Source organism: Candidatus Culexmicrobium sp. (genome assembly GCF_058356305.1).
Genome location: NZ_JBTVBB010000018.1, coordinates 70,644 through 96,745 on the forward strand (window position 1 = coordinate 70,644; position 26,102 = coordinate 96,745).

General features: G+C 38.5%; 37 protein-coding genes. All 37 read right to left on the reverse strand.

The annotated features are described in order from the left end of the window. Position 1: 1 nt before the first annotated feature. The 37 genes from recJ to ACW8TM_RS06325 all read right to left on the reverse strand — a co-directional run bounded on the left by recJ (position 2) and on the right by ACW8TM_RS06325 (position 26,007). Positions 2-1,426, reverse strand: a complete 1,425-nt coding sequence (gene recJ / locus ACW8TM_RS06145; RefSeq protein WP_491532395.1) for a RecJ family nuclease — start codon at positions 1,424-1,426, stop codon at positions 2-4. 33 nt (positions 1,427-1,459) lie between these two features. Further along, a complete protein-coding gene (locus ACW8TM_RS06150; protein WP_491532396.1) occupies positions 1,460-1,909 on the reverse strand; it encodes a 30S ribosomal protein S15 in 450 nt (149 codons plus the stop codon). 56 nt (positions 1,910-1,965) lie between these two features. Further along, positions 1,966-2,550, reverse strand: a complete 585-nt coding sequence (locus ACW8TM_RS06155; protein ID WP_491532397.1) for an XTP/dITP diphosphatase — start codon at positions 2,548-2,550, stop codon at positions 1,966-1,968. Next, positions 2,522-3,160 (reverse strand): Kae1-associated kinase Bud32, encoded by a 639-nt coding sequence (locus ACW8TM_RS06160; RefSeq protein ID WP_491532398.1) that lies wholly within the window; start codon positions 3,158-3,160, stop codon positions 2,522-2,524. The genes ACW8TM_RS06155 and ACW8TM_RS06160 overlap by 29 nt, the downstream gene beginning before the upstream one ends. 2 nt (positions 3,161-3,162) lie before the next feature. Next, positions 3,163-4,149, reverse strand: coding sequence for a KEOPS complex N(6)-L-threonylcarbamoyladenine synthase Kae1 (gene kae1, locus ACW8TM_RS06165; RefSeq protein ID WP_491532399.1), 987 nt, complete (start codon positions 4,147-4,149; stop codon positions 3,163-3,165). A gap of 29 nt (positions 4,150-4,178) precedes the next feature. Continuing rightward, positions 4,179-4,490 (reverse strand): 30S ribosomal protein S24e, encoded by a 312-nt coding sequence (locus ACW8TM_RS06170; protein ID WP_491532400.1) that lies wholly within the window; start codon positions 4,488-4,490, stop codon positions 4,179-4,181. A gap of 54 nt (positions 4,491-4,544) precedes the next feature. Beyond that, the gene (locus ACW8TM_RS06175) at positions 4,545-5,105 is read right to left on the reverse strand and encodes a GTP-dependent dephospho-CoA kinase family protein (protein ID WP_491532401.1); all 561 of its coding nucleotides are present in this window, start codon (positions 5,103-5,105) and stop codon (positions 4,545-4,547) included. Then, positions 5,092-5,295 (reverse strand): transcription elongation factor subunit Spt4, encoded by a 204-nt coding sequence (gene spt4 / locus ACW8TM_RS06180; RefSeq protein WP_491532402.1) that lies wholly within the window; start codon positions 5,293-5,295, stop codon positions 5,092-5,094. The genes ACW8TM_RS06175 and spt4 overlap by 14 nt, the downstream gene beginning before the upstream one ends. A gap of 9 nt (positions 5,296-5,304) precedes the next feature. Further along, a complete protein-coding gene (locus tag ACW8TM_RS06185; RefSeq protein WP_491532403.1) occupies positions 5,305-5,877 on the reverse strand; it encodes a DNA-directed RNA polymerase in 573 nt (190 codons plus the stop codon). A 57-nt stretch (positions 5,878-5,934) separates the two neighbouring features. Then, a complete protein-coding gene (locus ACW8TM_RS06190) occupies positions 5,935-6,354 on the reverse strand; it encodes a type II toxin-antitoxin system VapC family toxin (RefSeq protein WP_491532404.1) in 420 nt (139 codons plus the stop codon). Next, the gene (locus ACW8TM_RS06195; RefSeq protein WP_491532434.1) at positions 6,335-7,564 is read right to left on the reverse strand and encodes a translation initiation factor IF-2 subunit gamma; all 1,230 of its coding nucleotides are present in this window, start codon (positions 7,562-7,564) and stop codon (positions 6,335-6,337) included. Before ACW8TM_RS06195 ends, ACW8TM_RS06190 begins: the two co-directional genes overlap by 20 nt. 10 nt (positions 7,565-7,574) lie before the next feature. Continuing rightward, complete coding sequence (locus tag ACW8TM_RS06200) at positions 7,575-7,955, reverse strand: 30S ribosomal protein S6e (protein ID WP_491532405.1); 381 nt, start codon at positions 7,953-7,955, stop codon at positions 7,575-7,577. Further along, positions 7,948-9,741 (reverse strand): translation initiation factor IF-2, encoded by a 1,794-nt coding sequence (gene infB, locus ACW8TM_RS06205; protein ID WP_491532406.1) that lies wholly within the window; start codon positions 9,739-9,741, stop codon positions 7,948-7,950. Before infB ends, ACW8TM_RS06200 begins: the two co-directional genes overlap by 8 nt. A gap of 43 nt (positions 9,742-9,784) precedes the next feature. Beyond that, a complete protein-coding gene (gene ndk / locus ACW8TM_RS06210) occupies positions 9,785-10,240 on the reverse strand; it encodes a nucleoside-diphosphate kinase (RefSeq protein ID WP_491532407.1) in 456 nt (151 codons plus the stop codon). Between the two features lie 64 nt (positions 10,241-10,304). Beyond that, entirely contained in the window at positions 10,305-10,499 is a 195-nt protein-coding gene (locus ACW8TM_RS06215) for a 50S ribosomal protein L24e (RefSeq protein WP_491532408.1), read from the reverse strand. A gap of 11 nt (positions 10,500-10,510) precedes the next feature. Further along, positions 10,511-10,726 carry a 30S ribosomal protein S28e gene (locus ACW8TM_RS06220; protein WP_491532409.1) on the reverse strand — a complete coding sequence of 72 codons (216 nt, stop codon included), beginning with the start codon at positions 10,724-10,726 and terminating at the stop codon, positions 10,511-10,513. Positions 10,727-10,780: 54 nt separating this feature from the next. Then, a complete protein-coding gene (gene rpl7ae / locus ACW8TM_RS06225) occupies positions 10,781-11,221 on the reverse strand; it encodes a 50S ribosomal protein L7Ae (RefSeq protein ID WP_491532410.1) in 441 nt (146 codons plus the stop codon). Between the two features lie 69 nt (positions 11,222-11,290). Further along, positions 11,291-13,045, reverse strand: coding sequence for a glutamate--tRNA ligase (locus ACW8TM_RS06230; protein ID WP_491532411.1), 1,755 nt, complete (start codon positions 13,043-13,045; stop codon positions 11,291-11,293). A 1-nt stretch (position 13,046) separates the two neighbouring features. Continuing rightward, positions 13,047-13,547, reverse strand: a complete 501-nt coding sequence (locus ACW8TM_RS06235; protein WP_491532412.1) for a DUF2118 domain-containing protein — start codon at positions 13,545-13,547, stop codon at positions 13,047-13,049. A gap of 11 nt (positions 13,548-13,558) precedes the next feature. After that, positions 13,559-14,557 (reverse strand): polyprenyl synthetase family protein, encoded by a 999-nt coding sequence (locus ACW8TM_RS06240; protein ID WP_491532413.1) that lies wholly within the window; start codon positions 14,555-14,557, stop codon positions 13,559-13,561. A 44-nt stretch (positions 14,558-14,601) separates the two neighbouring features. After that, positions 14,602-15,735, reverse strand: coding sequence for a type 2 isopentenyl-diphosphate Delta-isomerase (gene fni, locus ACW8TM_RS06245; protein WP_491532414.1), 1,134 nt, complete (start codon positions 15,733-15,735; stop codon positions 14,602-14,604). A 47-nt stretch (positions 15,736-15,782) separates the two neighbouring features. After that, the gene (locus ACW8TM_RS06250; protein WP_491532415.1) at positions 15,783-16,601 is read right to left on the reverse strand and encodes an isopentenyl phosphate kinase; all 819 of its coding nucleotides are present in this window, start codon (positions 16,599-16,601) and stop codon (positions 15,783-15,785) included. Next, a complete protein-coding gene (gene mvk, locus ACW8TM_RS06255; RefSeq protein WP_491532435.1) occupies positions 16,591-17,565 on the reverse strand; it encodes a mevalonate kinase in 975 nt (324 codons plus the stop codon). The genes ACW8TM_RS06250 and mvk overlap by 11 nt, the downstream gene beginning before the upstream one ends. Positions 17,566-17,575: 10 nt before the next feature. Continuing rightward, positions 17,576-18,421, reverse strand: coding sequence for an AmmeMemoRadiSam system protein B (gene amrB / locus ACW8TM_RS06260; RefSeq protein ID WP_491532416.1), 846 nt, complete (start codon positions 18,419-18,421; stop codon positions 17,576-17,578). A gap of 59 nt (positions 18,422-18,480) precedes the next feature. Then, the gene (rpsB, locus tag ACW8TM_RS06265; RefSeq protein ID WP_491532417.1) at positions 18,481-19,098 is read right to left on the reverse strand and encodes a 30S ribosomal protein S2; all 618 of its coding nucleotides are present in this window, start codon (positions 19,096-19,098) and stop codon (positions 18,481-18,483) included. 2 nt (positions 19,099-19,100) lie between these two features. Next, positions 19,101-20,354, reverse strand: a complete 1,254-nt coding sequence (gene eno, locus ACW8TM_RS06270) for a phosphopyruvate hydratase (protein WP_491532418.1) — start codon at positions 20,352-20,354, stop codon at positions 19,101-19,103. A 1-nt stretch (position 20,355) separates the two neighbouring features. After that, a complete protein-coding gene (locus ACW8TM_RS06275) occupies positions 20,356-20,583 on the reverse strand; it encodes a DNA-directed RNA polymerase subunit N (protein ID WP_491532419.1) in 228 nt (75 codons plus the stop codon). A 9-nt stretch (positions 20,584-20,592) separates the two neighbouring features. Beyond that, entirely contained in the window at positions 20,593-20,997 is a 405-nt protein-coding gene (locus ACW8TM_RS06280) for a 30S ribosomal protein S9 (RefSeq protein ID WP_491532420.1), read from the reverse strand. Between the two features lie 5 nt (positions 20,998-21,002). Beyond that, positions 21,003-21,440 (reverse strand): 50S ribosomal protein L13, encoded by a 438-nt coding sequence (rplM, locus tag ACW8TM_RS06285; RefSeq protein WP_491532421.1) that lies wholly within the window; start codon positions 21,438-21,440, stop codon positions 21,003-21,005. A 5-nt stretch (positions 21,441-21,445) separates the two neighbouring features. Beyond that, positions 21,446-21,808, reverse strand: a complete 363-nt coding sequence (locus tag ACW8TM_RS06290) for a 50S ribosomal protein L18e (protein ID WP_491532422.1) — start codon at positions 21,806-21,808, stop codon at positions 21,446-21,448. Continuing rightward, entirely contained in the window at positions 21,805-22,620 is an 816-nt protein-coding gene (locus tag ACW8TM_RS06295; protein WP_491532423.1) for a DNA-directed RNA polymerase subunit D, read from the reverse strand. Before ACW8TM_RS06295 ends, ACW8TM_RS06290 begins: the two co-directional genes overlap by 4 nt. A gap of 71 nt (positions 22,621-22,691) precedes the next feature. Further along, the gene (locus ACW8TM_RS06300; RefSeq protein ID WP_491532424.1) at positions 22,692-23,072 is read right to left on the reverse strand and encodes a hypothetical protein; all 381 of its coding nucleotides are present in this window, start codon (positions 23,070-23,072) and stop codon (positions 22,692-22,694) included. Beyond that, positions 23,073-23,468 (reverse strand): 30S ribosomal protein S11, encoded by a 396-nt coding sequence (locus tag ACW8TM_RS06305; protein ID WP_491532436.1) that lies wholly within the window; start codon positions 23,466-23,468, stop codon positions 23,073-23,075. 11 nt (positions 23,469-23,479) lie between these two features. After that, a complete protein-coding gene (locus tag ACW8TM_RS06310) occupies positions 23,480-24,007 on the reverse strand; it encodes a 30S ribosomal protein S4 (protein ID WP_491532425.1) in 528 nt (175 codons plus the stop codon). Between the two features lie 5 nt (positions 24,008-24,012). Continuing rightward, entirely contained in the window at positions 24,013-24,462 is a 450-nt protein-coding gene (locus tag ACW8TM_RS06315) for a 30S ribosomal protein S13 (RefSeq protein WP_491532426.1), read from the reverse strand. Positions 24,463-24,725: 263 nt separating this feature from the next. Further along, the gene (locus ACW8TM_RS06320) at positions 24,726-24,869 is read right to left on the reverse strand and encodes a hypothetical protein (protein WP_491532427.1); all 144 of its coding nucleotides are present in this window, start codon (positions 24,867-24,869) and stop codon (positions 24,726-24,728) included. Positions 24,870-25,470: 601 nt separating this feature from the next. Next, on the reverse strand, positions 25,471-26,007 hold the full coding sequence (locus tag ACW8TM_RS06325) for a hypothetical protein (RefSeq protein WP_491532428.1): 537 nt from the start codon (positions 26,005-26,007) through the stop codon (positions 25,471-25,473). Positions 26,008-26,102: the final 95 nt, after the last annotated feature.

Sequence of the window (26,102 nt, forward strand, 5' to 3'; positions counted from 1 at the left end):
ATTATTCACCTCCAAGTTGCTCAGCAATTAACTTATCAAGAATCTCAATGAAGACTTCCTCAGAATTTGATGGAATCTGAGCTCCAGCAGCAACATCATGCCCACCACCAATACCATCTACTTGATAAGCAGCACTCCTAATAGCTAAACCTAAATTTAACCCCCTACGAGACAATTCTTTACTAGCCCTAGCTGAAACTTTAACTCTACCTTCAGGAGAAACTGCAAAGGCAACAGCAACCTTCCTCGGAGACAAAATTCTAGATGAAAGAGCTATTGAAATTAAAGTACCAACAATCCTATCATCAACAAAATCCCCACCATAAATAACCTGTAGAAATCTAGTCTGCCTAACCTTATCTAAATTACGTGAAAGCCAGTCAAGATACTTTAAAAGAGTCAGCCTATACTCAACCATCAATTTTTCAGCCCTATCAAGTACCTCACCCCTCCTACCCATACAAATTGCAACACCAATACTAGGAAAACCTAGACGGCCACATGCGTTCAAAAGAGAAGCGAACTCCCTGGCATCCCTTAAAGAAGAGGTAGGAGGCTCACGAGAAATAGTGTAAATAGTACCCATAATACTTTCAGCTTCCTTACTTTCAATACCCTTACTCAACATATACTTAACCAAGTTAATCATAAGAACACGAAGTTCATTAGAAGATAGATCAGATAACCTCCTAAGATTACCATCCTCATCAATAGGATTAACACCAATACGCTCTAAAAACTTTAAGCAAGCATTATAATTACCAGTCAGACCAGGTATAAGAGGATCAATAGTATATTCTAAACTTTTAACTACAGGTCTAGATTCAAAACCAAAAAGCCTCAAACCAAACTTAACCTCTAGAAAACCAGCTTCAACAGCCTCCTTAACAATAGATTCATTCAAACCTATCAAATTATGATGTCTACCTGAATCTTGTCTATCCCCTAAAGCTCCAACAATAGCAATAGGAGCCAAATCAACATTATCCAAATCAACACTCTTAGCAACAAGATAAGACAAACCAGAGGAGCTAATAGAAATCGAACCATCAATACTAAACAGATGTGGATTAACTTCAACACAGTTTTCAAATTCATAATCTATTGGCTGATGATGATCAATTACAACAACTTGACATTCAGGCAAAAAACTATAAATTAAGTCCTTCTGACCACTACCTAAATCAGTAAAAATTACATGAGAAATAGGCTCAGAACCCAAATCCTTCAATGAAGATTCATCCAACTGCTTAAGTATTCTAATCTTAAATGATGCATTTAACCTCTCCAACATAGAGCCAATAATACCAGCAGCAGTCAAACCATCAGCATCAAGATGAGAAATAACAGTTATAGCATAATCATGTTCAATCCACTCTAAAATAGCCTTAGATGCAAAATTGACTCTATCATTCAACTTACTCACAGATGAATTATCCATATTCAAGGCAATCTACCACTAGCGCCTCTGAAACTGCAACTTCAATCTCGTATAACTCCAATTACTTGGAAGTCTACCAGTCCTAATATAATACTTGGTCAACCTCCAAATTTTAGACTCAATTAACTGTAAACCACGTCTGCTATGCTTATCCTTAGGATGCTCCTCTAAATGCCTTCTAATCCTCTCAGCCCTCCTAATCAAGTTAGCTAAATCCTCTGGAAGTGATGGTGCAAAACCCTTCTCCCTTAAAATCTCAGTAATCTTCTTACCAGTAATCTGTTTAACTAGGGGAATTCCATACTGATCCCTCAAAATTACTCCAATCATAGAAGGAGGATTACCTCTCTTAGCCAACTCTATAACTAAGTTTTCAACCTCCTCTGCAGTATACTTACACCACTTAGGCGGAGTACTTCTTACAGGTCTAGTGGAATGAGACTTACCCTTCTCCTTACTCTTCCGCATCTCTACTCCTCCACAAATCTTAATCGAATAACACTCAAAAATATTTAAGTGTTTATTTACATCTCCCTAACAAACCATTTACCAAACTCTCTAAAAGCTCTCGCCCTATGAGAAAATAAATTTTTTTCAGCAATATTCATTTCAGCAAAAGTTCTCCCATTGGATCCATAGGGAATAAATATTGGGTCAAACCCAAAACCACCACTACCCCTAGCCTCATAAGCTATTTCCCCAAAAACCTCACCAATAAACACTCTACAAACACCATCTGGAGAACAAAAAGCTACTGCAGATCTAAAGCATGCACTTCTATTCTCGATGCCGAGCATCAACTTCAAAATTCCATTCACACCAATAGTTTTATAAACATAGGATGAAAATGGACCTGGAAAACCATTTAAAGCTTCAATGAAGAGACCTGCATCCTCAACTACAAGAGGTTTTCTAAGTGCTTTAACAGCACACTTCGCACTAATCAATGCAATTTCCTCTAAATCATTAGATTGAACTTCAACCCTCCCTATAGACACTTGCTCCAATTTAATTCCAAATGAAATTAAAACTTGAAAAGCCTCCTCAAATTTATGCCTATTCATAGTGACAAACAAAAGCTTATGATCTATGTCTACGCTCAGAAACATACCTCCCCCTCAACCGTATTTCCTCAACCTTTCCTAAAACCCTCTCAGCTTCACCAAAAACACTACTATATCCTTCAACCACACTTCTAAAGCATTCATCAGCTATATTATAATGAGTGCTTTCCAAAGCCCTCAACATCAAATGCAAATCTACACCCATAGCCTCAATCTCTCTAGTAAACTCACCTAAACCAAAATCGATAAGGTAGATCTTACCGTCAAGAAGAAGCATATTAGAAGTCGTCAAGTCACCATGAACAATACCGTTAGAATGTAGCAAACCAATATACCTACCAATCTTTCTACATAAATCTCGCCTCTCAAAACTAGAAAGATTAGAAAGCAGATCCCTCAATAGTTCCCCTTCAATAAACTCCATAACAATCGTAGTTCTAGATAAGTCAACATCAAAGACAATTGGAGTTGGAACTCCACATGACCTCGACTTCATTAGAAGTTTCGCTTCATTAACTGTCCTAAACCTCCTCAAATACTCATCAAGAATAGGAACTCTAAAATTCTTGGGAACTCTAACCTTCCTTATAACCTTAAATCCAAACCATTCGTCAACATATAAGTAGGCTTCAGCACCCTTCTTCAACAAGGACAAAATTAATCCTCCATCCAAGGGACATCAACTTGATCTAAACGCCACCTCGGCTTAACAAAACTCTCCTCAACTGGGAGGATAATATTATGCTTTAAAGATAAAACTCCAGTCCAAGCAATCATTGCACCATTATCCCCTGCATACTCACGAGGCACAACTTTAAAGACAGCATCATGCTCAGTTGCAACTAGACCCAACATCTCCTGCAACCTCCTATTAGCTGCAACACCACCAGTCAATAAAACCTCCCTCTTCCTAGTATGCGTAATCGCCCTCTCAGCAACTTCACATATCATTGAAAATGCAACTTCTTGCAAACTATAACATAGATCCTCCAATCTAAAACCCTCCTCCAACTTCCTCAAAGCAGCAGTTAAAAGACCAGAAAAAGAAACATCTTGACCCTTAACAATGTAGGGTAGCTGAATAAAATTCTTACCCTTCCTTGCAAGTCTTTCAACATGAGGACCGCCAGGATGAGGTAAACCAGCCTTCCTAGCAAAAACATCAAGACAATTACCTAAAGCAATATCCATAGTCTCCCCAAAAACACGATACTTCCCCTCAACATAAGCAGCAATAATAGTGTTGCCACCTGAAACATAGACAACTAATGGGTCATTAAGATTACAAGTCAACCTACCAATTTCAATATGGGCGACACAATGGTTAACTGGAATTAAAGGCTTACCTAAAAACACTGATAGAGCCCTAGCAACAGTAGCACCAGTCCTCAAACAGGGACCCAAACCAGGACCAAGAGAAACAGCGATACCATCAATATCACTAACTCTGACTCCAGACTCCTCAAAAACCCTTCTAATAATCTCGGGAGCTACTGCTGAATGATGACGAGCAGCCTCTCTAGGATGAATACCACCACTAGGAGGAATATACTCATCATTAACGTTAATTAAAATCTCACCCTCTGAAGATGCAATACCGCAACCAAAGGTATGAGCAGTACATTCTATACCTAAAATTAACATTACATCATAAACCCCTTAAATAAACCGCTCTACTCTTCCTCCTTCTTTGAGGGCTCATTTCTAGCCCTAATATATTCAGGCTCAATAACCTTGGCTCTCTCAGGAGAACGATAAATATGAATTCTCCCCAAACTCCTACCTATACCATACTCAGTCTTAATACTTCTAATATAAACACAATCTAAAGGCACATTAAATTGAGAAGCAATTTCCCTTCTAACACTAAATCTATCAGGAGTCCCTGAACCGATATGATAAATTATAACATCCAATTCAATTCTATCAATTAATGGATTATCCCTCTTCTCAACAATCTCAATTCGAAATCTTTCGCCACTCAATTTACAATTCACCTCTAACTAGATGACTAAATCCTACACACCCACTTATATAATTTAATCAGAGCTACAGGGCTTAAGTAAACCCAACAGTCTAAAAGCCTCACGTCTAGAAATTAAATTAACTGGAACAACCATAACACCCTCATCAGGCAATCCAAAAGACACAATGGAACCAATAGGAGCACATAAAACAGCTGGAAGAGCCAATAAGTCCTCCTCACCATCAACTTCAATTAAATATCTACCATCAAGAGCTAAAGCATATTGAATAGCCATCCAAGCATTACAAGTTATAAAACCAGCAGGATTAGAAACCCTAAAAACACCATCAAAAACACTTATATCAAAATCAAAACTTACACTTCTCCTAGAAACCTTAAAATCAACAATAGCCAAATCAGGAACAAAATTGAAATATAAAATATAATGTAAAACCATGTCACCAACACAAATAAATTTCAAGGGATTAAACTCCTCAACAAAGCCTATAAGCCTCCTCCCCACCTCCAACTCATCACCCCTAAAAATAAGTCCAAAAGGTCTCCTAAACTGCTCTCTAAAGTCTATGGGAAGCATTAAATCAGTAAATTGAAAGGTATTCTCAGTGTACTTCAATTGCATACTTCCCCGGCTTATTCTTCTCCAAGATCTTAGCAGTCTCAGAAGAAGAATCTAAAATTATAACTAAGCCCCTCCAATCCTCGGAAAAATCCTTAGAACCACAATTTGGACATACTTGAGCGTCAAAGTCAACTAGAAAGTGGCATTTCCTACAAGCCTTAAACATTAAACCTCTACGCGGCATGAAAATCCCCTACTTCTTGACTTCACTTACAACTTCACCCTTAATTCTCTTCAAATCCTCATCAATCCAAGATAGGACACCTAGGAAAGGTTGCCTCATAGTCAATCCAACCCTAGCACCCTTACTAGACAAACTAACAGTTACAATCCTAGCCCTAACAAGGTCACCCTCCTGTAAAATTCTCTGAGACTCTCTACCCATTAGTGCACCACGACGCTTATCATAAACAATATAGTCATCCATAACTTGAGAAACATGAATTAGACCATCCACAGGTCCAAGACGTATAAAGGCACCAAAATCAGTAACCTCAACAATCTCCCCCTCAACAACTTCTTGGACATGAGGTAGAAATGCAATTGCATCAAATTTAACCTCATGATAAGTAGCACCATCACCAGGAATAATCACACCAACATCAGATACATCTATATTAGAAATTGCAATTATAATTCCAAGTTCACTATCAATAAGTCCCTCATACTTCTCCCTCAAAATTTCAAATGCAATTTCCTCTAGCGGCTCTGAAAATTTATCTGGGGGAATTCTAACTACATCAGAAATCCTCAACAAATAATACACCCTACATTCCTCCAAATTAAATATAAAGATAATCCAGAAAGCTTAGAGACATTGACATTAATAAATATCTCCCTCAAGATCCAAATGATCAAAACCCCTCATAAAAACCACAGGGACACCAAGCTTCCTCAACTTCCTTCTTAACTCAATATCATTAGTCGCTACAACCACACGCCTATACTTGCGGGCAAACTCTAAGATAGCATTATCGGCATCATTAAAAAAGCAGAAATCAACAATCTCACATCGCTTAACCAATTCCAATGCAAGCCTACTCTCCCTCCTCTCCTTAGGACTACCAAAAGTAGCTAAGTAATCCAGCTCGTTTTTAACAGCGGTTAAAACAATAGGCCTATAAGCCATGTTCAAAACTCTATAAACCTCATCAAAGAGGTTAAAGGGCTTCTGTACAGCCATTAAAAGCATATTAGAATCGAAAACCACTTTAACCCTATTATCATCCTCTAATGAAGCCATATCCAATCAACCTCCAACGACCACTAATCCTCCTACTAATAGCTATCCTTGCACCCACATCAGCACAAACAGGTCTCCTTAAAGTAACATGAACCTCCTCTCTAGAAAGACCGGTAACAATTCCAAGAGTAGTTGCAGTACCAACATTAATCATCAATGGCTCCTTAAACCTAATTGGCTCAACCTTTTGTAACTCTCTAGTTCCAACAACCCATTCCAATAAATGAACCTCAAATGAAAAATTATACCAAACTGGAGGAAGAGTACCAGGCTTACCAATAACATTACCAACTAAAGCATCTGCCTTCGTCAATGAAGGATCAAGAAGGGTGCCAACACCAACTAAACCACCAGGATTCGCCTCTTCAACCACTAATTCACCAGCCTTCAAACTAATAATCTCAGTATAGAGAGGAACATACTCAACCTTACCCATTCTCTCAACACGTAGACCAGGACTAATTTCAATTTCATCTCCAACCCTCAACTTCCCTTGAATAATCGAACCCCCCAAAACACCACCCATAAGCTTCTCAGGAGGAGTACCAGGCTTATTAACGTCAAAAGACCTAGCCACAAGCATTCTCGGAGGCTTAGTTGGATCCCTCTGGGGAGTAGGAATATACTCTTCAATAGCTTGTATTAAGACGTCAATATTAGCCTTATGCAATGCAGACACAGGAATTATAGGAGCATTCTCAGCAACCGTGCCTTTAACAAAATCTAAAATCTCATTATAACTTTCTAAAAGCCTCTCCCTAGAAGGAATTTCAACCTTATTCTGAACAATGACAATATTCTTAACACCAATAATCTCTAATGCAATTAAATGCTCCCTAGTTTGAGGTTGAGGACATGGCTGCGTCGCATCAATAACAAGTAAAGCACCATCCATCAAAGTAGCTCCAGACAACATAGTAGCCATCAACATCTCATGACCAGGGCAATCCACAAATGATACACGTCTCAACAAAATAGTTTTAGAGCCACAAAACCTACATATAGACTCAGTAGTATATCGCTGAGGAGGAGGACAATTAGGACAAATCCTAAAACTAGCATCAGCATAACCTAACTTTAAAGTTAATCCACGCTTTAACTCTTCACTATGCCTTGCAGCCCAAACTCCAGTTAAAGCTTGAACCAAAGTAGTCTTACCATGATCAACATGACCAGTAGTTCCAATATTACATTCAGGCTGCTTAACCACCTCTTCAACTTCACTCTTCCGACTCAAACTCTTCAAATTTTAATTCCCCCTCCACAACCACCATATTCACCTGAACAATATCCTCAGTAATAACATTTCCTCGAACCATCTTTCTCCTCCTCAAACCCTTCTCTTTAGGTCTAAAGCCAGGTGGACCTGAAAGAAGTATTCTATACTTTCTCCCACCAGGAAGATATGGAAGCATGGGGAAGCCAGCTTTATCTGAACCTCCAGTAATTCTCAATCGTAACCCTGGAAGACCAATAGAAGACCCATCAATTTCATCTCCAATTTTAAGTCCAATTAGAGCATATGACTCCGGTTCACTAATCGTAATCTGCTTAGCTCTCCCACTCTTAGGATCACTAATAACCAACTTAAACTCAGGCACCACCAACCCTCCTAGCCTTCCTCCTAATTCTACCCAACTCCTTCAAGAGTTCAAGTTCATCATCAGACAGTATACCCTTAAACTCCGAAATCAACACCCTAACATGGCTTTCAGGTACATTTACGTAGAGAACATCACCCTCCTTTATATGTCTTCCCACCATAACATTCCCCTTAATTGAAATGGCAACACTCTGTCCAGCTACAGCCTCCTTAACACTCTTACCCCTATCCTGAATTTGCATAATCTCTCCAATAATCTTACCATCATCTCTCATCAACTGGTAACCAGGACAAATCCTACCAACCTCAACCTCCACCCCAACAATAGCTGGATCACTCCTTCTGAAAACATATCCGGGAAGAAGCTTAATTTTACCAGGCTTAATAAGCTCACTAAACTTTCTAACGCGATCCCGATAAACCATTTCTTCATACCATTTCTGATATTCCTCAATTAAACGATAAATAATCACGTCTCTAAATATTCTAATATCTCTACTCTTAGCCTCCTCCTCAGCGTCAGGTAAAACCTTAACATTAAAAGCCAGTATAACACCCCTATATGGATCAGAATCCTTCACAATAGAAGCCTCAACAACATCCCTCTTAGAAACCGGACCTACATCTGCAAATCTAACTGGAACACCTAAACGCTCCAAATAACTCGTGAGAGCCTCAAGGGAACCTAAAGTATCAGTCTTCAAAACAACACCTGAAATTTTCCTCTTAAGCCTCAACCCAGAAACTTCCTCAGCAACCTGAGAAATAAGCTCACCAATCCTCTTAACATCATCAACGACAAGTAAAGGTGCACCAGCAACAACACCCTCCAAATTAGGAGCTACAATCTTAACACCTGTAGCAGCAGAAACCTCATCAACACTCATAAACTTATCCTCAGGAGAGCGCATTTCATCTAAGGGCTTAGGAAGCAGAAGCGACCTAACACGAGTAACAATAGGCTTCTCAAGACCACCCACCACAATTAAATCTCCACGCTTAATAATTCCATCATAAATTATGACATCGATAGTAGTTCCAAGTCCAGGCTCCTCTCTAACCTCCAAAACAACACCCCTAGCAGGACCAGAAGTAAACCTTAACCTCTCACTCATAAACCTCTGAGTTAAACCAGCTAAAACCATTAAAAGCTCAGGAATACCCTCACCAGTCTTAGCACTAGTTGGTACAATACTGATAGTTCTAGCAAAATCCTTAACCCTATCAAACCTATCAGCCTTAAAACCAAGCTTATAAAACTCATAGATTATTGATTGAATAAGCTCATCTAAACGCTTAACAATATAGTCATCCTGCCTACGAATACTATCCAAAAAACATGCGCCCTCAACAGGCTTCCAGCCAGGAATCCTATCAATCTTATTAGCAGCAACAAGAAAAGGAGTTTTACGAGCCCTTAAAATCTCAATAGACTCATAGGTCTGATTTTCAAAACCCTCAGTCACATCAATAACTAAAATCGCTATATCAGCAATAGAACCCCCCCTACGCCTCAAATTCACAAAGGCTTCATGACCAGGAGTATCAATAAATAAGAGTCCGGGAACCTCAATTTCAACTCTCAATCTACTAAGTAAAGGGCCACAAAGCTTTCTTAACACACTCCACGGAATAAAACTTGCACCTATATGCTGAGTCATTGTTCCAGGCTCCCTAAGCATAACAGCAGTACCTCTAATCTTATCTAGAAGAGCAGTCTTACCCACATCAACATGTCCAAGCACACATACTATAGGTTGCCTTATCCTTTCTTTTGACATCATTATATCCTCCAATATACTAACAGCATATATAAGTAACAATACCCTAAAGCCAATCCTCGTCGACTCTTTTATATGAATAGAATTCATCCGAATTAAATATTATTGAAAGCTCCCTCAAAGCATTACTAACACTATCAGCAGCATGAACAATATTTCTATCAATACTCAATGCAAAATCACCTCTAATAGTTCCAGGATTAGCATCAACAGGATTAGTCAAACCAATAATATTCCTAACAACTCTAACAGCATTCTTCCCCTCAACAGCAATTGCAACAATAGGCGCAGAAGTAACATACCCAATTAAACCCTCAAAAAACGATTTCCCCCTATGAACTGCATATAATTCCTCAGCCCTCTCCCTAGAAAGCTTCAACATCTTCAAACCAACAATCTTCAAACCCTTCCGCTCTAATCGACTAATAATCTCCCCAACAAGTCCACGAACAACACCGTCAGGCTTAACTAATACAAGCGTCCTCTCAACCGCATCTGACATATATAACCCTCCTGCCAAATTAAATTAAATCTATTTAAAAACTCTTATTAACAAATAAAATAAGCTACTTAGATTTAGTCTTAGCCCTCTTTAAAACCCACTTAACCCTATATGGCTTCCGCTTCAAAATCAACATATTCTTCCTACACTTACTAGAACAGAAGTGAAGAATAGAGCCATCATTCCTAACATACATTATCCCGAAACCCTTAGGAATCTCAGAGCCACAAAAACTACATCTCCTAATACGAAGACTCAACTAGGACACCTCTATCTAGGAGTTAGCTTCCTAGCCTCCCTCTCAGTCTCTCTGAGCATCAATATATCTCCAAGCCTTACAGGCCCCTTAACATTCCTAGTCAAAATTCTACCTCGATCCCTACCCTCAAGTACACGTACGCGTACCTGTATAACTTCTCCAGTAACACCAGTCCTACCTATTATCTGTATTACTTCTGCAGGAGTAGCATCATATGTACCGCTCAACTTAAACACCGCTATAGTATGAATAAACTAGGGGGAATTTATGCTTTACCCAAATCACTTTTTAGCTTTACGCTTCCTAGTCTTCCCTTTAGACTCTTCCTTCTCTCCAACCTCACTTACGCCACCAGTTCTAATCCGCTCAACCTCAGCGATGATCTCCTTAATTAGGTCAGAGGCATCTCCAGGATCAATAATACATGCAGAGGCAGCAGCAACCTCTATACCTGTAGCCCTACCTAACTTAACTTTACTTGGAACATAAATGTAAGGTATTTTCCTCTCCTCACAGAGAAGCGGTAAATGCGCTACAATTTCAGGCGGATCAACATCCTCAGCAATATAGACAAGCTTAGCTAAACCTCTCTCAACAGCCTTTGTAGTCTCATTAGTACCCTTCTTAATCCTCCCCGTATCCCTCGCAATCTGTAAAGCCTCATAACTTTTTTCAGCCAATTCAGATGGAACCTCAAATCTAACATAAAACGGCTTAGACATCATCTCACCTCACTCATCGAATCATGCGTTATAAAATTCGGTGAAAATCTACTTATTAAACTTTTCTGATTAAGGATGCGTATAATAGAAAATAAGAACATCATCAACTTCGTCCAATCTAACAAAACCAAAACGAACAAATTGAATTCTATCATCAACCCTCAATCTTCCACAAAACTCTTCACAAATACCATCAATCACAGAGGCATCAGGCATCACAACCCTAGCCTTAATCCATCTATCACAGGGAAGCCAATGAATTATAGGCGATCTAGAAGGCAATTCATCAACATTAAAACTATGAAATTCAGCCACAACAAAGTTATCCTCAACCACACACACCTTAAGATTCATCAAACCCATCAACCTAAAGGTTAAACCCGACTTCAAAATATCCAGATCACGTCTAGAAATATAAAGCTCCAACAAGCCATCCATAACATGTAACTCCACCTTCCTATAACCCCTCTCAGGAAAACTTGGATGAAATGGAACTCTAGCTACAACTCTACTGGACATAAGACCTTTAACCCTCAAAACCACAGGATCATCTATAAAGAAAAACCTATTAGCGATAGGCTCGATAAAACGCCTATTAATAGAATAAAGATTTTCAAGAGAAATTGAAGACTCAACAGGTTTAACTCCAACTTGAATAATAAGCTCCCTAATAGCCTCAGGCAGAAAACCTCTCCTCCTTAAAGCCTTAAGTGTACCTAATCTAGGATCATCCCAAGACTTAAAAAGCCCCCTCCTAATACCTTCAGCAATCCTAGACTTACTTAAAACCCAACCAGTCAACTTTAAACGTCCAAAATGTATAGCCTCAGGATAATCCCAACCAAAATACTTGTAAATATACTGTTGCTTAACCGTATTACTAATATGCTCCTTCCCCCTCAAAATATGTGAAATCTCCATTTCATGGTCATCAATTGCACAGGCAAAATTATATGTAGGCCAAACCCAGTACTTACTACCAATCTCAGGTCTAGGATGAGGATATCGCTCAACATCTATTATACGAAAAGCAACCCAATCTCTAATAGCCGGATTAGGATGAGCCATATCGGTTTTAATCCTAACAACAGCACCACCCTCCTCAATCTCACCCACCTTCATCCTGTCCCATAACTCCAAACTTTCCTCAACAGACCTAGAACGACAGGGACAAGGCTTCCTCGAAGCTTTAAACTTGCTGAAAACATCCCTAGGACAAGTACAAACATATGCATCATCCATCTCCATCAACTTTTCAACATAACCATAATAAATTTCAAGTCTATCAGACTGAATATACTCCTCATCCCACCCAGCACCAAGCCAGATTAAATCATCTCTAATCCAATCATAGACCTCAATAATAGGACGCTTAGTCTTAGGATCAGTATCCTCAAACCTTAAAATAAAAACTCCATCATACATCCTCGCATACTCATGACATAAAATAATAGGCCTAGCACTCCCCAGATGAAGAGGAGCATCTGGATTAGGAGCAAATCTAGTTCTAACCCTTTTAAATCTCTCAACATTAGGAAGAGGAGGTAAACCCTTAACCTCCACCCTCTTCTTCTCAACCATCAATTCAGGCCAGTAACTCTCAATTAAAACCCTCTGCTCATCAACACTCAGAGAATTAACTTCATTAATAATACGCTCAACATGGGGTATAAGTTGCTTAACAACCCTCTTTAAATCAGGTCGCTCACCTAAAATCTTAGAGATAACAGGGGATAATCTAGCTTTACCCTCATGTCTATAAGCATTAAGAAGAGCATACTTTTTAATCAACAACTCCAACTCAGGAGAAAGTTCAATAGACATACTATCCATCACATCCTTCAAATGGAGCTATAATAAAGAGATAACGTTGAGGCTTATCTCCAATCTGAACAACATATACAACCCTACCTTTAACAGACGACCTTAAATATCTAACCTCCCTCTTACAAGTAAAGATAGCAGCAATCCGCATACCAACAAAAACTTCATCACCAGGATTAACAAAGGAGTGAATATTCCTTCCAATGGCCTCCATTAAGCAAACCTTATCCCCCCTCCTAAGAATAATAGGATCCACACCTTTAGAGGGGAGTATAACACAATCTTTCAAAATAATTCCAGACTCCAAATCAACCATCCATTTATAAGCATCATCATAAATCTCTTGAACATAAAATTCACCCATACAACTCAAGGCATCGCCAACATCAAAAACCCTAAAACCACCATCAAATAAAACAAGCAATCTCCTCTGAACAATCCCATCCAATACATACTTTGAAAGTTCATCCTCAGAAATTCTCATGAAAACTCTAGGAAACATCCAGCAAAACCTCAATATCTTCTAGCAACTATAAAATCAGCTAAATCAAGCAATAAACTCTTAGCTTCACTCGAACCTAAAACTTTAAGAGAATTCTTAGCAAGCACTATTCTTTTCCTTGCAATATTCTCAACATACTCTATTGAACCTAGATCCCTCAAAACATCAATAACAAGCCTAACCTCTTCATATGAAATATTCTCTCTACCGTAAACATTCATTATAATTTTCCTCTGCTCATCAGAAGCATGCCTAAGGGCATGAATAAGTATAAGGGTGCACTTTCCCTCCCTTAAATCGCTCCCCACAGGTTTACCTAAAACATTCTCATCACCCATAATTCCTAAAATATCATCCTTCATTTGAAAAGCAACTCCAATATGCTCACCATATTCTGAAAGTGCATTCAACTCTATAGAATTCGCACCTCCAAGTATACCTCCAATCTCACATGAAACCTTAAATAAAGAAGCAGTCTTCTTATAAATCATTTCAAAATAATCCTCCTCACCAATCTGAAAATCCTTCAATTTACCAGAAAGAGACATATCTAAAGCTTGACCCTCAGCTATAGTGCTAACAGCAGATGCAAGTCTACGCCCAGCCTCAACAAGACTCTCAGAAGAAATACCCGGATAAGAAGAACACATAAAAAGAGCCTCAAAAGCCTTAGAGAAAAGCAAGTCGCCAGCTAAAATTGCAGTTGAAAGACCCCACAAAACATGAACTGTAGGCGCACCCCTCCTAAGCTCATCCTGATCCATAATATCATCATGAATAAGAGTAAAATTGTGAATTAACTCGACAGCAACAGCCGCTGGAAGAACAGACTCTTCATTTCCACCAACAGCCCTACAAGACTGAATAACAAGAAAAGGCCTAACACGCTTCCCTCCCGCCCTAATAAGATGCCTAGATGCATCATAAAGCTCCACAGGTTTAAGCTCATCTGAAAGCAAGTTAAAAATGAACTCATCAACTCTAACAGAATAAGATCGAACTACTTCCATTAACCCCACTACAAACACCTCCACCAAATAAATATCAACACAATTTAAACATTTCCACTCCGTCTAGAGAAGGCCTCTAAATTAACACCTCGAAGTCTAAGCCATTCACCAGTAAATCCACTAATAATCAAAGGAACACTCTTCAAATCAGAAATAGATTTCGCACCAACAAGAAACATTGTAGTTCTAAGCTCTAAAATAATCTTATTAAGAAAATCTATCACACCCTCAACACCTCTCTCATAAGCAGGTCTAAGAAGTGGAAGTGCAATACCAGCACTAGAAGCGCCAAGAGCAATAGCCTTAGCTACATCCAAACCACTCCTAACACCACCAGTAGCTATAATTTCAAGATTAGTAGCATAATTAACTTCACAAGTACTTATAACAGTAGGAATGCCCCAATCCCAAAATAATTTAGCCAAAGAAGCATACAAGTCATTATTAGCCTCCAATGCTCGATAATACTCAACAGCAGCCCAACTCGTCCCCCCAGCACCACCAACATCAACACACTTAACACCACACTTTTCAAGGAGAACTGCAACTTCCATAGAAATACCTGAACCAGTCTCCTTAACAATCAAAGGAACATCCAACCCATCAACCAACTCACTAATTTTAGAGAGAACATCTCTAAACTTAGGCTCACCCTCACATTGAACAATTTCCTGTAAAGGATTCAAATGAATAGCTAATGCATCAGCATCAATCATATCAATAGCCCTCTTAGCCTCATCTAAACCAAACCCCAGAGAAAGCTGAGCAGCACCTAGATTAGCAATCAAAAAAGCATTAGGCGCAACTTCCCTCACAATAGAAAAAGTAGGTGAAAGATCAGGATTCTCTAATGCAACCCTCTGACTACCAACACCCATACCAATTCCAAGCTTCTCAGCAACTCTGGCCAAAATCTCATTGATCTTCATAGCTAATCTACTACCACCAGTCATAGCTGAAATCACAATTGGAGCCTTAAGCCTATGGCCAAGCAGAAAAGTCTCTAAGGAAATTTCATCAAAATCAATTTCAGGAAGAGCTCTATGAATAAACTCAACATCACTAAAACCAGTAAACTTATCTTTAAATGAAACATTCTTATTCAAACAAATCCTCAAATGATCAATCTTCCGATTAAAAGTTAAATTAGCTTGAAACTTATCATTAAAATCGCTCAATCCCCAAACCTCCATCAATTAAAAGCAAGTTGATAATAACCTAAATATTACTCTCTAAAATGCTTAACTATTCTAGTACACTTAACTTCTTCGCCTAAAATAGCCCTCCTAACAAAATCAGACTTCAACGCATTAACAATTAAAACCTCAACACCCTTCAATGCAGGCTCAACTATCTCCCTCAACTTACCGACAATCCCACCAGTCACATCAAAAACTAAGGCATCCCCAACAGAAAAACCTTCCAAAAAAACAGCCAACTCCTCAGCATCAATCTCAGAAATAAACTTAGCATTACAATCAACCTTAGGATCAGAAGTATAAACACCATCAACATCACATGCAAAAACAAGCCGCCTAGCATTAAACCTCAAAGCCAAGTAGGAAGCAATCTTATCCCCAGACAAGATAGTGAATCCTAAAACTTCATCAAAAACTACATCACCAAACAAAACTGGAACACAATTCAACTTTAAAATACACTTAATAGGCTCAAGATAAAAATGATGAATAGAACCATTCCTCAAAACAATACATGAGGAAGGCTGAACAGTAACTGCAGGGACACCGGAGTCAATTAAAGCTTCAACAACTATTTGATTCAACTCATTCATAGCAAATCTTGTTTCAGCCAAACCAATCAATTGACCATCACTAATAAATCCCCCAACCAAGTTATATCTATGTGCAAGAGGATGACCAAAAGAACCGCCACCATGAACAACTATTAAATCAACATAAGAAATAGCATTGTAAACCTCACTGGCCAAACGCTTAATAACCTTAATATTAGCCTTTTTAAATTCATCCTTAAAGGTTATAGCACTACCACCAAACTTAACTATAACTAAAGGTTTAACACACACCTACAGAAACACCCCTCAATGTTATTTTAGCAATAATAGCCCTTCCACCAGCAGCCTCAATAGCAGAAACAATTTCCCCAATATTTTCATTAGAACAAACCGCAATAATAGATCCACCTCCCCCAGCACCAGTAATCTTAGCACCAAAAGCCCCCGCAGACCTAGCAGCATAAACAAGTTTTTCAAGCTCCAAATTTGAAACATTAACTGCAGAAAGCAAACCATGATTAATATTCATTAAAATACCTAGCTTAACTAAATCACCCTCCTCAATTGCTCGAGCAGCCTCAATAACCAAGTGTCCAGCTGAATGATATAGTGGATCAAAAACCTCTGGGAAAACTTTTTTCAAGGACCTAACCCTAGTAACCATCTCACCAGTAGACCTCAATATACCAGTAACACCAATAACTATAGGAAAACTCTTCTTAACCCTCAATCTAATGAAACCCTCATCCTTCCTATAAATTAAAATACCACCATAAGTTGCAATAGTTGGATCAATACCACTAGGCCTTGCATGAGCAACCTCCTCAGCTTCAGAGGCAAGAGATAAAACAATCTTTCTATTAACTCGACCTAAAAACATTTTACATAAAGCCGCAGCAGAAGCAACTAAAACTGAAGCAGATGAACCCAAACCAACAGCGATGGGAATCTTAGAATCAATGGTCAACTTAAAACCATCCTTAAAGTTAAAGTACTCACTGGCCCGCATCACCAAAACCCTTAGAGGCTCAAAGAAAACTGAACTATCACCAATAGACTCAATTAAACTAAGGTCATCAAGAAAATATTTGGCAGAAAAAACAGAATCCACAGTCCTAAATTCAACTATCCGCCCTTTAATTAAATCAACTCTAACCTTAGCCCTCAAATTTATAGCAGCCGCAATAGCAGGTTCACCTTCAACTACAAAATGTTCACCAACTATAATCACCTTAGCAGGAGCAGAGGCAATCACCGACAAAAAATCACCTATAAATTACAATTGAAGCATAACCAACAACAGTATGATAATTTCCCGAAACATCACCTGAAGTCGAATACTTCAACTTCTCAACTCTACTGGCACCAAGAAGTTTACTGGCAATCAAGGCAACTGCTGTAGGGCCAGGACCACACATTGAAACTCTACGCTTAAAAACTACATCCATCATACCCTTAGCATCCAATTCTAAAATTTTATCAATAACAGCAGCATCATTTCTAGAAGCAACTTCATGAGGTTCATAATGAGAGAAATCAGTACTAGCAATAACAACCACATTCCTATCTAAAACAGCTCTAGCTATAGCCTGGCCAACCTTAAGGGCAGCATCATAGTTTTGAAGCATCATACATATAGGTACAAAGGAGAAATCACCATACAGGTATTGTAGAAAAGGTAATTGAACTTCAATAGAATGTTCAGATAGATGTGCATATTCATCCTCCTCAATTACCTCTGCATACTTTAAAATTAATTTAGCTAAATTAGAATCAATCTTCACATCACCGAGAGGTGTACGCCACCTCCCCTCAGTCATAATTGAAATTACAGCACCAGAACCAGTATGATTTGGACCTAAAATTATGAAGCAATCAGGCTTACCGTCCCTGGCCAAAGCATGGTAACTCCAAGCTGCCACTGGACCAGAATACATATAGCCAGCATGTGGACAAATTAGACCAACAATCCTTCTAGGACCATCAATTACAGGTCTAGGAACCTCTCCAGGACCAATCCTATGCTTAAAACACCATTCAATTCTCTTCTTCAATGCTTCAGGATTAAATTCATAAAACATTCCAGCAACAACTGGATTACGAACTTTCAAGCCAACTCACCAAATAATAGTTTATAGCAAACGAGATTTAAAAGAACTATTGTTTAAGCCTAATAGACTTCAGGCTTAGCTTCAAACTCCTCAACAGAAACAGGTAAATCTCCATCTGGAGGAATGTCACCCCTATACCTCAAAACTTGTCTTGCCAATAACCAGAAAGTCAAAGCCAATGCCTTCCTACCCTTATTGTTAACTGGAATAATTAGCTCAACAAAACTAGCCCTATTATCAGTATCACAAAGAGCAATAATTGGGATACCAACCTTAGCAGCTTCATCAATGGCTTGCTCATCAGCCCTAGGATCAGTAACAATGGCAACACTAGGTTCAACATATGTTGGAAGCCTTGGATTAGTAAAAGTACCAGGTATAAAACGGCCTGTAATAGCCTTAGCACCAGTTACAGCAGCAAACTTCTCTACAGGTTGCCATCCATACTGCCTAGAAGAAATAGCTACAACCTTATGGGGGGGAAAATAAGCAATAAATCTTGCTGCAATCCTAATTCTCTCATCAATTTTCCTAACATCTAAGACATATAGGCCATCAGGTCTAACACGATAAATAAAAGGTAACATAGCTTTAGTCTTAATTCTAGTACCAATATGGAGGCCAGCAGCTAAATAGACCTCTAATGGAACCAATAACTCAGAAGACTCGTCAGCCATTATTAATATACCTCCAATCTAGCTATCTCAGCCTTCTCACCTAAATCCTCCTCTATCCTTATAAGCTCATTGATCTTTGCAATACGCTCACCACCAACAACACCAGTCTTAATTATAGGGCAACGAAAAGCAACAGCTAAATGAGCAATACTGGAATCCACATTCTCACCAGACCTATGAGACATAATTGGAATAAAATTACTAGTTAAAGCAGTGTCAACAGCTAGAACTACACCAGTCAAAGTGCCAACTTGATTAGGCTTAATTATAACAGAGTTACCGCAACCCTCACGGGAACCATACCTAATCCTCTCAGCATTAGTAACATAAAGATCATCACCACAAATAAGCCTATCAGAAAAAAGTTCAGTCAACTCAGCAAAAGAAGAGAAATCATCCTCCCTAAATGGATCCTCAACATAAACTAAGTTAAACTCCTCAATAAGACTCTTAACAAATTTAAACTGCTCTTCAGAAGTAAAACTCAAACCCATCCTACGATAAACATATTTACCCTTACCTTCATCCCACAATGAGGAAGCAGCTACATCAACACCAACACCAATCTTCACACCAAACTTCTCCTCAACATAATCACATGCACGTCTAACAAGCTTCAAAGCATCCTTAAACTCTAAATTCACAATCCAAGCACCCTCATCATTACGTCCAAGCACAACATTTGAAGGAACCTCCCTCAAAATCCTCCAATAAACAGAAACATTTACCTCTGCAGCCTTAAGAAAACAATCAACATCAAGAGGTAAAACTAATATCTCCTGAACATCCAGTAAACCAGCCCTAGAATGAAGACCACCACCAACAACATTACCTAAAGGCAAAGGTAAAACATAGGATAACATACCACCTAAATATCGATATAATGGCAAGTCTAACGAGGAAGAAGCAGCCTTAGCATTAGCAATAGAAGTTGAAATTGCAGTGGCACCACCAATCTTAGAAAAATTATCAGTACCATCAATCTGAATAAGAACACTGTCAATTTCAAATTGATTAGAAGAATCCAAACCTATGAGCTCAGGAGCAACATCGCTTTCAAAAATAGAAATAGCCTCATCTACCCCACCAACAGGAAAAGCAACAACCTCATACCTACCTCTACTAGCACCACCCGGCGAAGAAAAACTACCAAAACCAGACTCAGTATAAATATCAACTTCAATAGAAAAAGAACCTCTACTATCAAAAACCTTCCTAGCAACAGCATCCCTAATAGTCGTAGGCAGAAAAGTCAAACTAGCTCCTCCTAATCTTCTTATAACCACCATAAACCTCATGCAACTTAATAACCTCATCAATCAACTCAATATGACTCAAAAGCATTCTCCTACAACAATACCTCTTAATACCTAAACTATCAAGAACTCTACTTGGATTCTCACCACTCCTAACTCTCCTCTCAAACTCCTCATACTTATCTCCAATCAAAGCACCACAACTAAAACATCTAATTGGAACCATCATATCAAACACCTACCTATAAGACTTCTGCCGCCTCCTCCTAGCAGAAGGACCACCAAACTTCTTAGGCTCAGTCCTCCTAGGATCACCTGCAAGCATAGTCCTATCATAATCTAAGAAAAGCCTCTTCAACTTCTCATCCTTAAACCACTTAACTAAACCCCTCGCAATAGCCATTCTAGCAGCATCAGCCTGCCCCATAAAACCTCCACCACGAGTAAAAACTTCAATATCAACCTTGCTAACCCGACTCTCACCAGCAAGCAATAAGGGTTCAAGAATCTTCCACCTAGCAATCTCAGGCTCATACAACTCTATTGGCCGCCTATTAATCAAAACTCTACCTCTCCCAGCTTTAAAGGTAGCCCTAGCCACAGCAGTTTTTCTCTTACCACTAGTAACCAAGATCTTAACCATAAATTTCACCCCTTCCAGCCAATCTCCCTAGCCACATCACCTAGTAAAACATATTTCCTACCAAGCCTACTGGCATCAGCCTCCGGAATAATAATAGCCTTGTAACGCTTAAACTCTTCAGGAAAGCCAATATAAACCCTAAGCCTCTTAAGAGCACTTCTACCACGATAGTTATTCTTCGGTAACATACCTCTAACAACATCCTTAAAAATATTATCAGGCCTCCTAAAATGCTTAGGTCCACGCTTAGGATTCCTCAAAGTACCAATCTCAAGCATCTCCTTATACTCCCTAACAATACTACGCTTATTCCCAGAAATAACAATCTTCTCAGCATTAACTACAACTACACGTTTACCCTCCAAAAGCCTCCTTGCAATTACACTTGCAAGTCTACCCATAATCATATTCTCTCCATTAATGACGATAAGCTCACTTGACATTACCTTCACCCCAAAATCTTAACACCACTCCCCCTAGGAAAACGTTCAACAAGCTCCAAAATAGATAGACACTCACCACCAACACTCCGAATTTTCTCATAAGCCTTCCGGGAAAAAGCTAAAGCACCCACAGTAACTGGATGATCCAAAACACCAGAACCCAAAACCTTACCTGGAACTACAACAACATCACCTGCAACAGTATATCTTTGAATTCTACTCAAATTAACCTCCACTCTCCTCCTTCTAGGAGCATTCAACCTCTCAGCAACATCCCTCCAAATCTCAACATTATACATATTAGAAGCCTTCCTCAAAAATCTAATAAGCTTCCTGACTTGAACATTTGTTGGACCAGTCCTCTTCACTCCTCTCCACCTCCTTCACTTAAAGCGTCAATAAGCTCTGAACATTTGTCAGCTAAAATCCTAGCTGAACACACAATAATTTCACTAACAGGAAGAACACCAGTAGACTCAACATAGAATATAAAGGTGTTCTCATCAGGATCCACTTTAATAGCCTCAACCTCACAAACATCCTCACAAGCCCTACATAAATTACAATTCAAATAATCCCTCAAATATGGAAGCTTATTCTCATCAAACTCTAAAACCCCCCTCGGACAAGCCTCAATACAATCCCCACAATTAATACACTTATCAGATGAAACAATAATCCTAGGCATATATTTATAGGCACAAGCAGAAACAGGCTGCCACTTAGCCCCATCCTTACCCCTACCAAGCCTAGCATAAGCCTCCAAGAAAATTCTCTGATTAGACGCAAGCTTAGCTATAGGAATCTTATCACTAACAGGCTTAACGAAAGGATCACTAGAAGATAAATCTCCAGAATAAACTATACGTGACTCCTCATCAGCCCTAACATCCAAAATCAAAGTAACTTGACAACGAGGACAACCAATACCGCCACACTCACATTCATCAGGAAATAAAAATCGATCCAAATCAGTTCTAATTGGAATCAATGACAATCGATGAGACAAAATCTCATCAAACATCGGGGAAGTATTATCTAGAATGACAACTTCATTAATAGCCATACATGGGACCTCAGCTATCATAATTCTCCTAAGTGCATTTGCAAATGAAACATCAACACCACTCAATATGAAACGGGCATATTTATCCGTAATCTCCAATACCTCAACCTGCATCAACGCAACCTCACATATATAAGCTAGAAGGGAGAATTACAAGAGAAGGATTTAAATTTTATGACTAAAATTCAACCCTCCAACTCACCTGAAGCAATCTTCTTTAATAGATATTCACCTAAAAACCTAAAAACACCATAAGCCCTAATAAGAGGAGCGTCAATAACAACATCCCCATCCTTCACCTTAACAACCCTATCATAATTCTCCTTAAAGGAGTAGCAAACCTGCTCCATTAAAATAACATTATTCCTCAAAAACTCCCTTGCAATAGTCCTAGCATCAAGAAAATCACAACAAGCACATATCACAAGACCCTTAATCCACAAGGGATTCTTCCTAGACAAATAAGCACAAAAAGCAAGATCCTCTAAATCCCTTTTATCAATATAATAAACCTTGATTCTCAAATTATCTAAGCATATCTCCACAATGTAGGACCTCCAATCCACCTATACTCTTCTACCTCTACGGCCACCTGGACGCCTAGTAGTATCATGTGGAATTGGAGTTACATCTTCAATCCTACCAATTATAAAGCCAGCTCTAGCCAAAGCCCTAATCGCAGCTTGAGCACCAGGACCAGGAGTCTTAGGTCCATGACCACCAGGAGCCCTCACCTTAATATGAATAGCATTAATCCCCTTATCCCTAGCAACTTGAGCAGCTCTAAATGCAGCTTGCATAGCTGCATAAGGAGAAGGCTTCTCTCTATCAGCCTTAACAACAACACCACCAGAAGAAATAGCAATAGTCTCAGCTCCAGAAAGATCAGTTATATGGATAATCGTATTATTATATGAGCTATAAATATGAGCCACACCCCACCTCAAACCAGTTCTACCCATAGACAATTCCACTAACCCTCCACAGACTTACTAGCAACAGGAGTTAATGGCCTCTCCCTAAAGGGACTTCCAGGAGCATAATCAATTAAATTCTCTTCATCCCTCCTCACAATATATCCAGGAGAAGTAACACGCCTACCATTAATTGCAATATGACCATGAACAATAAGCTGCCTAGCCTCATAAATAGACCTAGCAAACTCTCTACGGAAAACAATAGTCTGAAGTCTACGCTCAAGCAAATCCTCAACCCTAAGCCCTAAAACATCATCGAGAGTAGCATCCTCAGGAAGCAAACCCAACTTAGAAAGCTTATTAATTAATTGACGCTCCCTAACCCTAAGCTCCTCAGGTGGAAGAGCCAACATAAGCCTTGCCTGCTGCCTAAACCTAGCTATCATACTCTTAGCAATCCAAAGCTCACGCTTATTTCTCAAACCGTACTGACCCATTAAACGAAGCTCTTCCTCTAAAACCTCCTTCCTCCAAGGATGCCTAGGACCCTTCCACTTCTTCCTTGAACGCTTAGGATCACCCATAACCTCTACCTCCTCCTACGAGTAACACCAACAGTCTGTCCAGTCCTACCAGTAGTCCGAGTACGCTGACCCCTAACCTTCAATCCAAGAGCATGCCTAACACCCTTCCAACACTTAATCTTCTTCATCAAATCAATATCCATCTTAACACGCAAAACCAAGTCAGAACCAATTAAATGTAAATCCTCACCAGTCTCCAAATCCTTCCTCCTATTCAACATCCAAACAGGAACCCCATACTTCTTAGGATTCCTAACAATATTTTCAAGCCTCTTAATATCAGCATCAGAAAGAAAACCAATACGAGCATTAGGATCAATATTAGCTAAACGAACAATACTATAAGCCAAATTAATACCAATACCCTTAATCTGGGAAATAGCATAAGCTACCTTCTTAGAGCCATCCACATCTTGACCAGCAATACGCACTATATGTCTAAACGCCAACACCAATCACCCATCAATGCTAGTAGGGAAAATATAAAGGCACTATTTAAGCTTTATTTACAGAATAAAGTAGAGATGATGCAGGCCTCATCATCAAATCAGCAAGCCCACCGACAAACAACAATACCCAAAATACAAAAATAAATTTAACCCTTCATAACGACTACACTTAATTCTTGTAGCAGTATTTTATGTATTAATATTTTAATTTCAGTTGTTTGTAGTGTTTTATTCATTCTTCTTAGAATTTGTCGGATTATTATGAAGTATTAACTCTTCCTTTTCATCAGCTTCAAAATTAAATATTTTCTCATAACCTCCAAATGGCTAAGCTCATCTAGATAGGTAATTCTAGCCCTCAAACTAAAGCCTAAAGCCAATTTGCTAGGCAGAGTCTTTGAAGCATCATGCATAATGCATGAACACTTGAAACAACCACAATAACTTCACCTTGAACCTCAAGAAAAGCTTTAACTATCCTAATTCTTGAAAGAAGGAGTAACTATGGAATTCTTATTTTAAAGTTTTTTGTATTAAAATATAGGTTATAATAAGTATTATAAAAGAAGATATTGGTGTCATTATATATCCCAAGCAAGGTTGTGACGATAGAAAAAAGAATATAAGGGTAAAAGAAATACTGGCATTATTATTGCTGGAAGAAAGCCGCCGAGGCATGAAATAGCTAGAGTTAAAATTACTGGAGTATGGAAATACTATTCTGGAGGTATTGTTGGATCAAACCATAAATTGCCAAGGGTATGAGGCAAAATACATTAGCAAAATAGCTAATAAAAAACCAGATATCAATAAGTTTACTAGCATTCCTCCACACAGTGGCCACCAATTATTATCTTAATTATTGCCTATTTTTCCAAAATGGCTAACTCATCTAAACATGAAATTCTAGTCATCAAACTATAGTCGAGTTCCCTGTTCACTAGAAATGTCCTAAGCATCATAAATATTAAAAATTATTTGCCATTTATCAGATGGAGCTGAATTTTTAGTATTTTATATTGTGTTGTTATTCTTTATTTTGAAGAATTTCTTCACTTCTTCTTTTTGGAGGATTTTTTGGATTGTGATGTGTGCAATTATGGTTATGGCGATTGATAATGTTGCCATTAATAAGGATGCGTTAACTATATTGTATGGAAATATCATTGATGATAAGAAGAATAGAGGGAATGTTGGTATAAAGCCTACGATGCAGCTTAGTCCTAGTGTTATTACTATTGGTGCATAATATTGCCATTTAGGTGGGATAGTTGGGCCACCAAACCATAAGTAATACAGTATAAGTATTAAAGCATAAATGGCAATTGTAGCAGATTGAATTTTAGTTAGCCTTAATGCCCACTTTAAGTATTTTAAATCTCCCTTCACAAATTGAAAACCACAATAAACACCAGGCAACCCCAAAACAAATGCAACGAAAAAGAGATAAAATGAAAGAAATCCATTTATAAAATAAATAATCAAAATCCAATTAAATAGAAAATATATTACTTTTGGAGTATGAATCTCAGATTCAAAACTATCATTCAAATTTAAGCCTCCAATTAAAAAAGAAAATTATAGTTATTTTACTCTTCCTTTTATTATAATTATGAGTTTCCATTGTCCTCTGCTTGTATTTAGTG

What these genes read in the sequence shown, in the direction of transcription:
- ACW8TM_RS06150 (WP_491532396.1), bottom strand. Translation starts at nt 1,909, where the DNA reads ATGCGGAAGAGTAAGGAGAAGGGTAAGTCTCATTCCACTAGACCTGTA.
- ACW8TM_RS06155 (WP_491532397.1), bottom strand. Translation starts at nt 2,550, where the DNA reads ATGTTTCTGAGCGTAGACATAGATCATAAGCTTTTGTTTGTCACTATG.
- kae1 (WP_491532399.1), bottom strand. Translation starts at nt 4,149, where the DNA reads ATGTTAATTTTAGGTATAGAATGTACTGCTCATACCTTTGGTTGCGGT.
- spt4 (WP_491532402.1), bottom strand. Translation starts at nt 5,295, where the DNA reads ATGCCGCGTAGAGGTTTAATGTTTAAGGCTTGTAGGAAATGCCACTTT.
- ACW8TM_RS06190 (WP_491532404.1), bottom strand. Translation starts at nt 6,354, where the DNA reads ATGGCTTCATTAGAGGATGATAATAGGGTTAAAGTGGTTTTCGATTCT.
- infB (WP_491532406.1), bottom strand. Translation starts at nt 9,741, where the DNA reads ATGATGTCAAAAGAAAGGATAAGGCAACCTATAGTATGTGTGCTTGGA.
- ndk (WP_491532407.1), bottom strand. Translation starts at nt 10,240, where the DNA reads ATGTCAGATGCGGTTGAGAGGACGCTTGTATTAGTTAAGCCTGACGGT.
- rpl7ae (WP_491532410.1), bottom strand. Translation starts at nt 11,221, where the DNA reads ATGTCTAAGCCGTTTTATGTTAGATTTGAGGTTCCATCTGAATTGGCT.
- ACW8TM_RS06230 (WP_491532411.1), bottom strand. Translation starts at nt 13,045, where the DNA reads ATGTCTATTGAACTTTCTCCTGAGTTGGAGTTGTTGATTAAAAAGTAT.
- ACW8TM_RS06235 (WP_491532412.1), bottom strand. Translation starts at nt 13,547, where the DNA reads ATGTTTCCTAGAGTTTTCATGAGAATTTCTGAGGATGAACTTTCAAAG.
- ACW8TM_RS06240 (WP_491532413.1), bottom strand. Translation starts at nt 14,557, where the DNA reads ATGGAAGTAGTTCGATCTTATTCTGTTAGAGTTGATGAGTTCATTTTT.
- rpsB (WP_491532417.1), bottom strand. Translation starts at nt 19,098, where the DNA reads ATGGCTGACGAGTCTTCTGAGTTATTGGTTCCATTAGAGGTCTATTTA.
- ACW8TM_RS06275 (WP_491532419.1), bottom strand. Translation starts at nt 20,583, where the DNA reads ATGATGGTTCCAATTAGATGTTTTAGTTGTGGTGCTTTGATTGGAGAT.
- ACW8TM_RS06280 (WP_491532420.1), bottom strand. Translation starts at nt 20,997, where the DNA reads ATGGTTAAGATCTTGGTTACTAGTGGTAAGAGAAAAACTGCTGTGGCT.
- rplM (WP_491532421.1), bottom strand. Translation starts at nt 21,440, where the DNA reads ATGTCAAGTGAGCTTATCGTCATTAATGGAGAGAATATGATTATGGGT.
- ACW8TM_RS06295 (WP_491532423.1), bottom strand. Translation starts at nt 22,620, where the DNA reads ATGCAGGTTGAGGTATTGGAGATTACGGATAAATATGCCCGTTTCATA.
- ACW8TM_RS06305 (WP_491532436.1), bottom strand. Translation starts at nt 23,468, where the DNA reads ATGGGTAGAACTGGTTTGAGGTGGGGTGTGGCTCATATTTATAGCTCA.
- ACW8TM_RS06310 (WP_491532425.1), bottom strand. Translation starts at nt 24,007, where the DNA reads ATGGGTGATCCTAAGCGTTCAAGGAAGAAGTGGAAGGGTCCTAGGCAT.
- ACW8TM_RS06320 (WP_491532427.1), bottom strand. Translation starts at nt 24,869, where the DNA reads ATGCATGATGCTTCAAAGACTCTGCCTAGCAAATTGGCTTTAGGCTTT.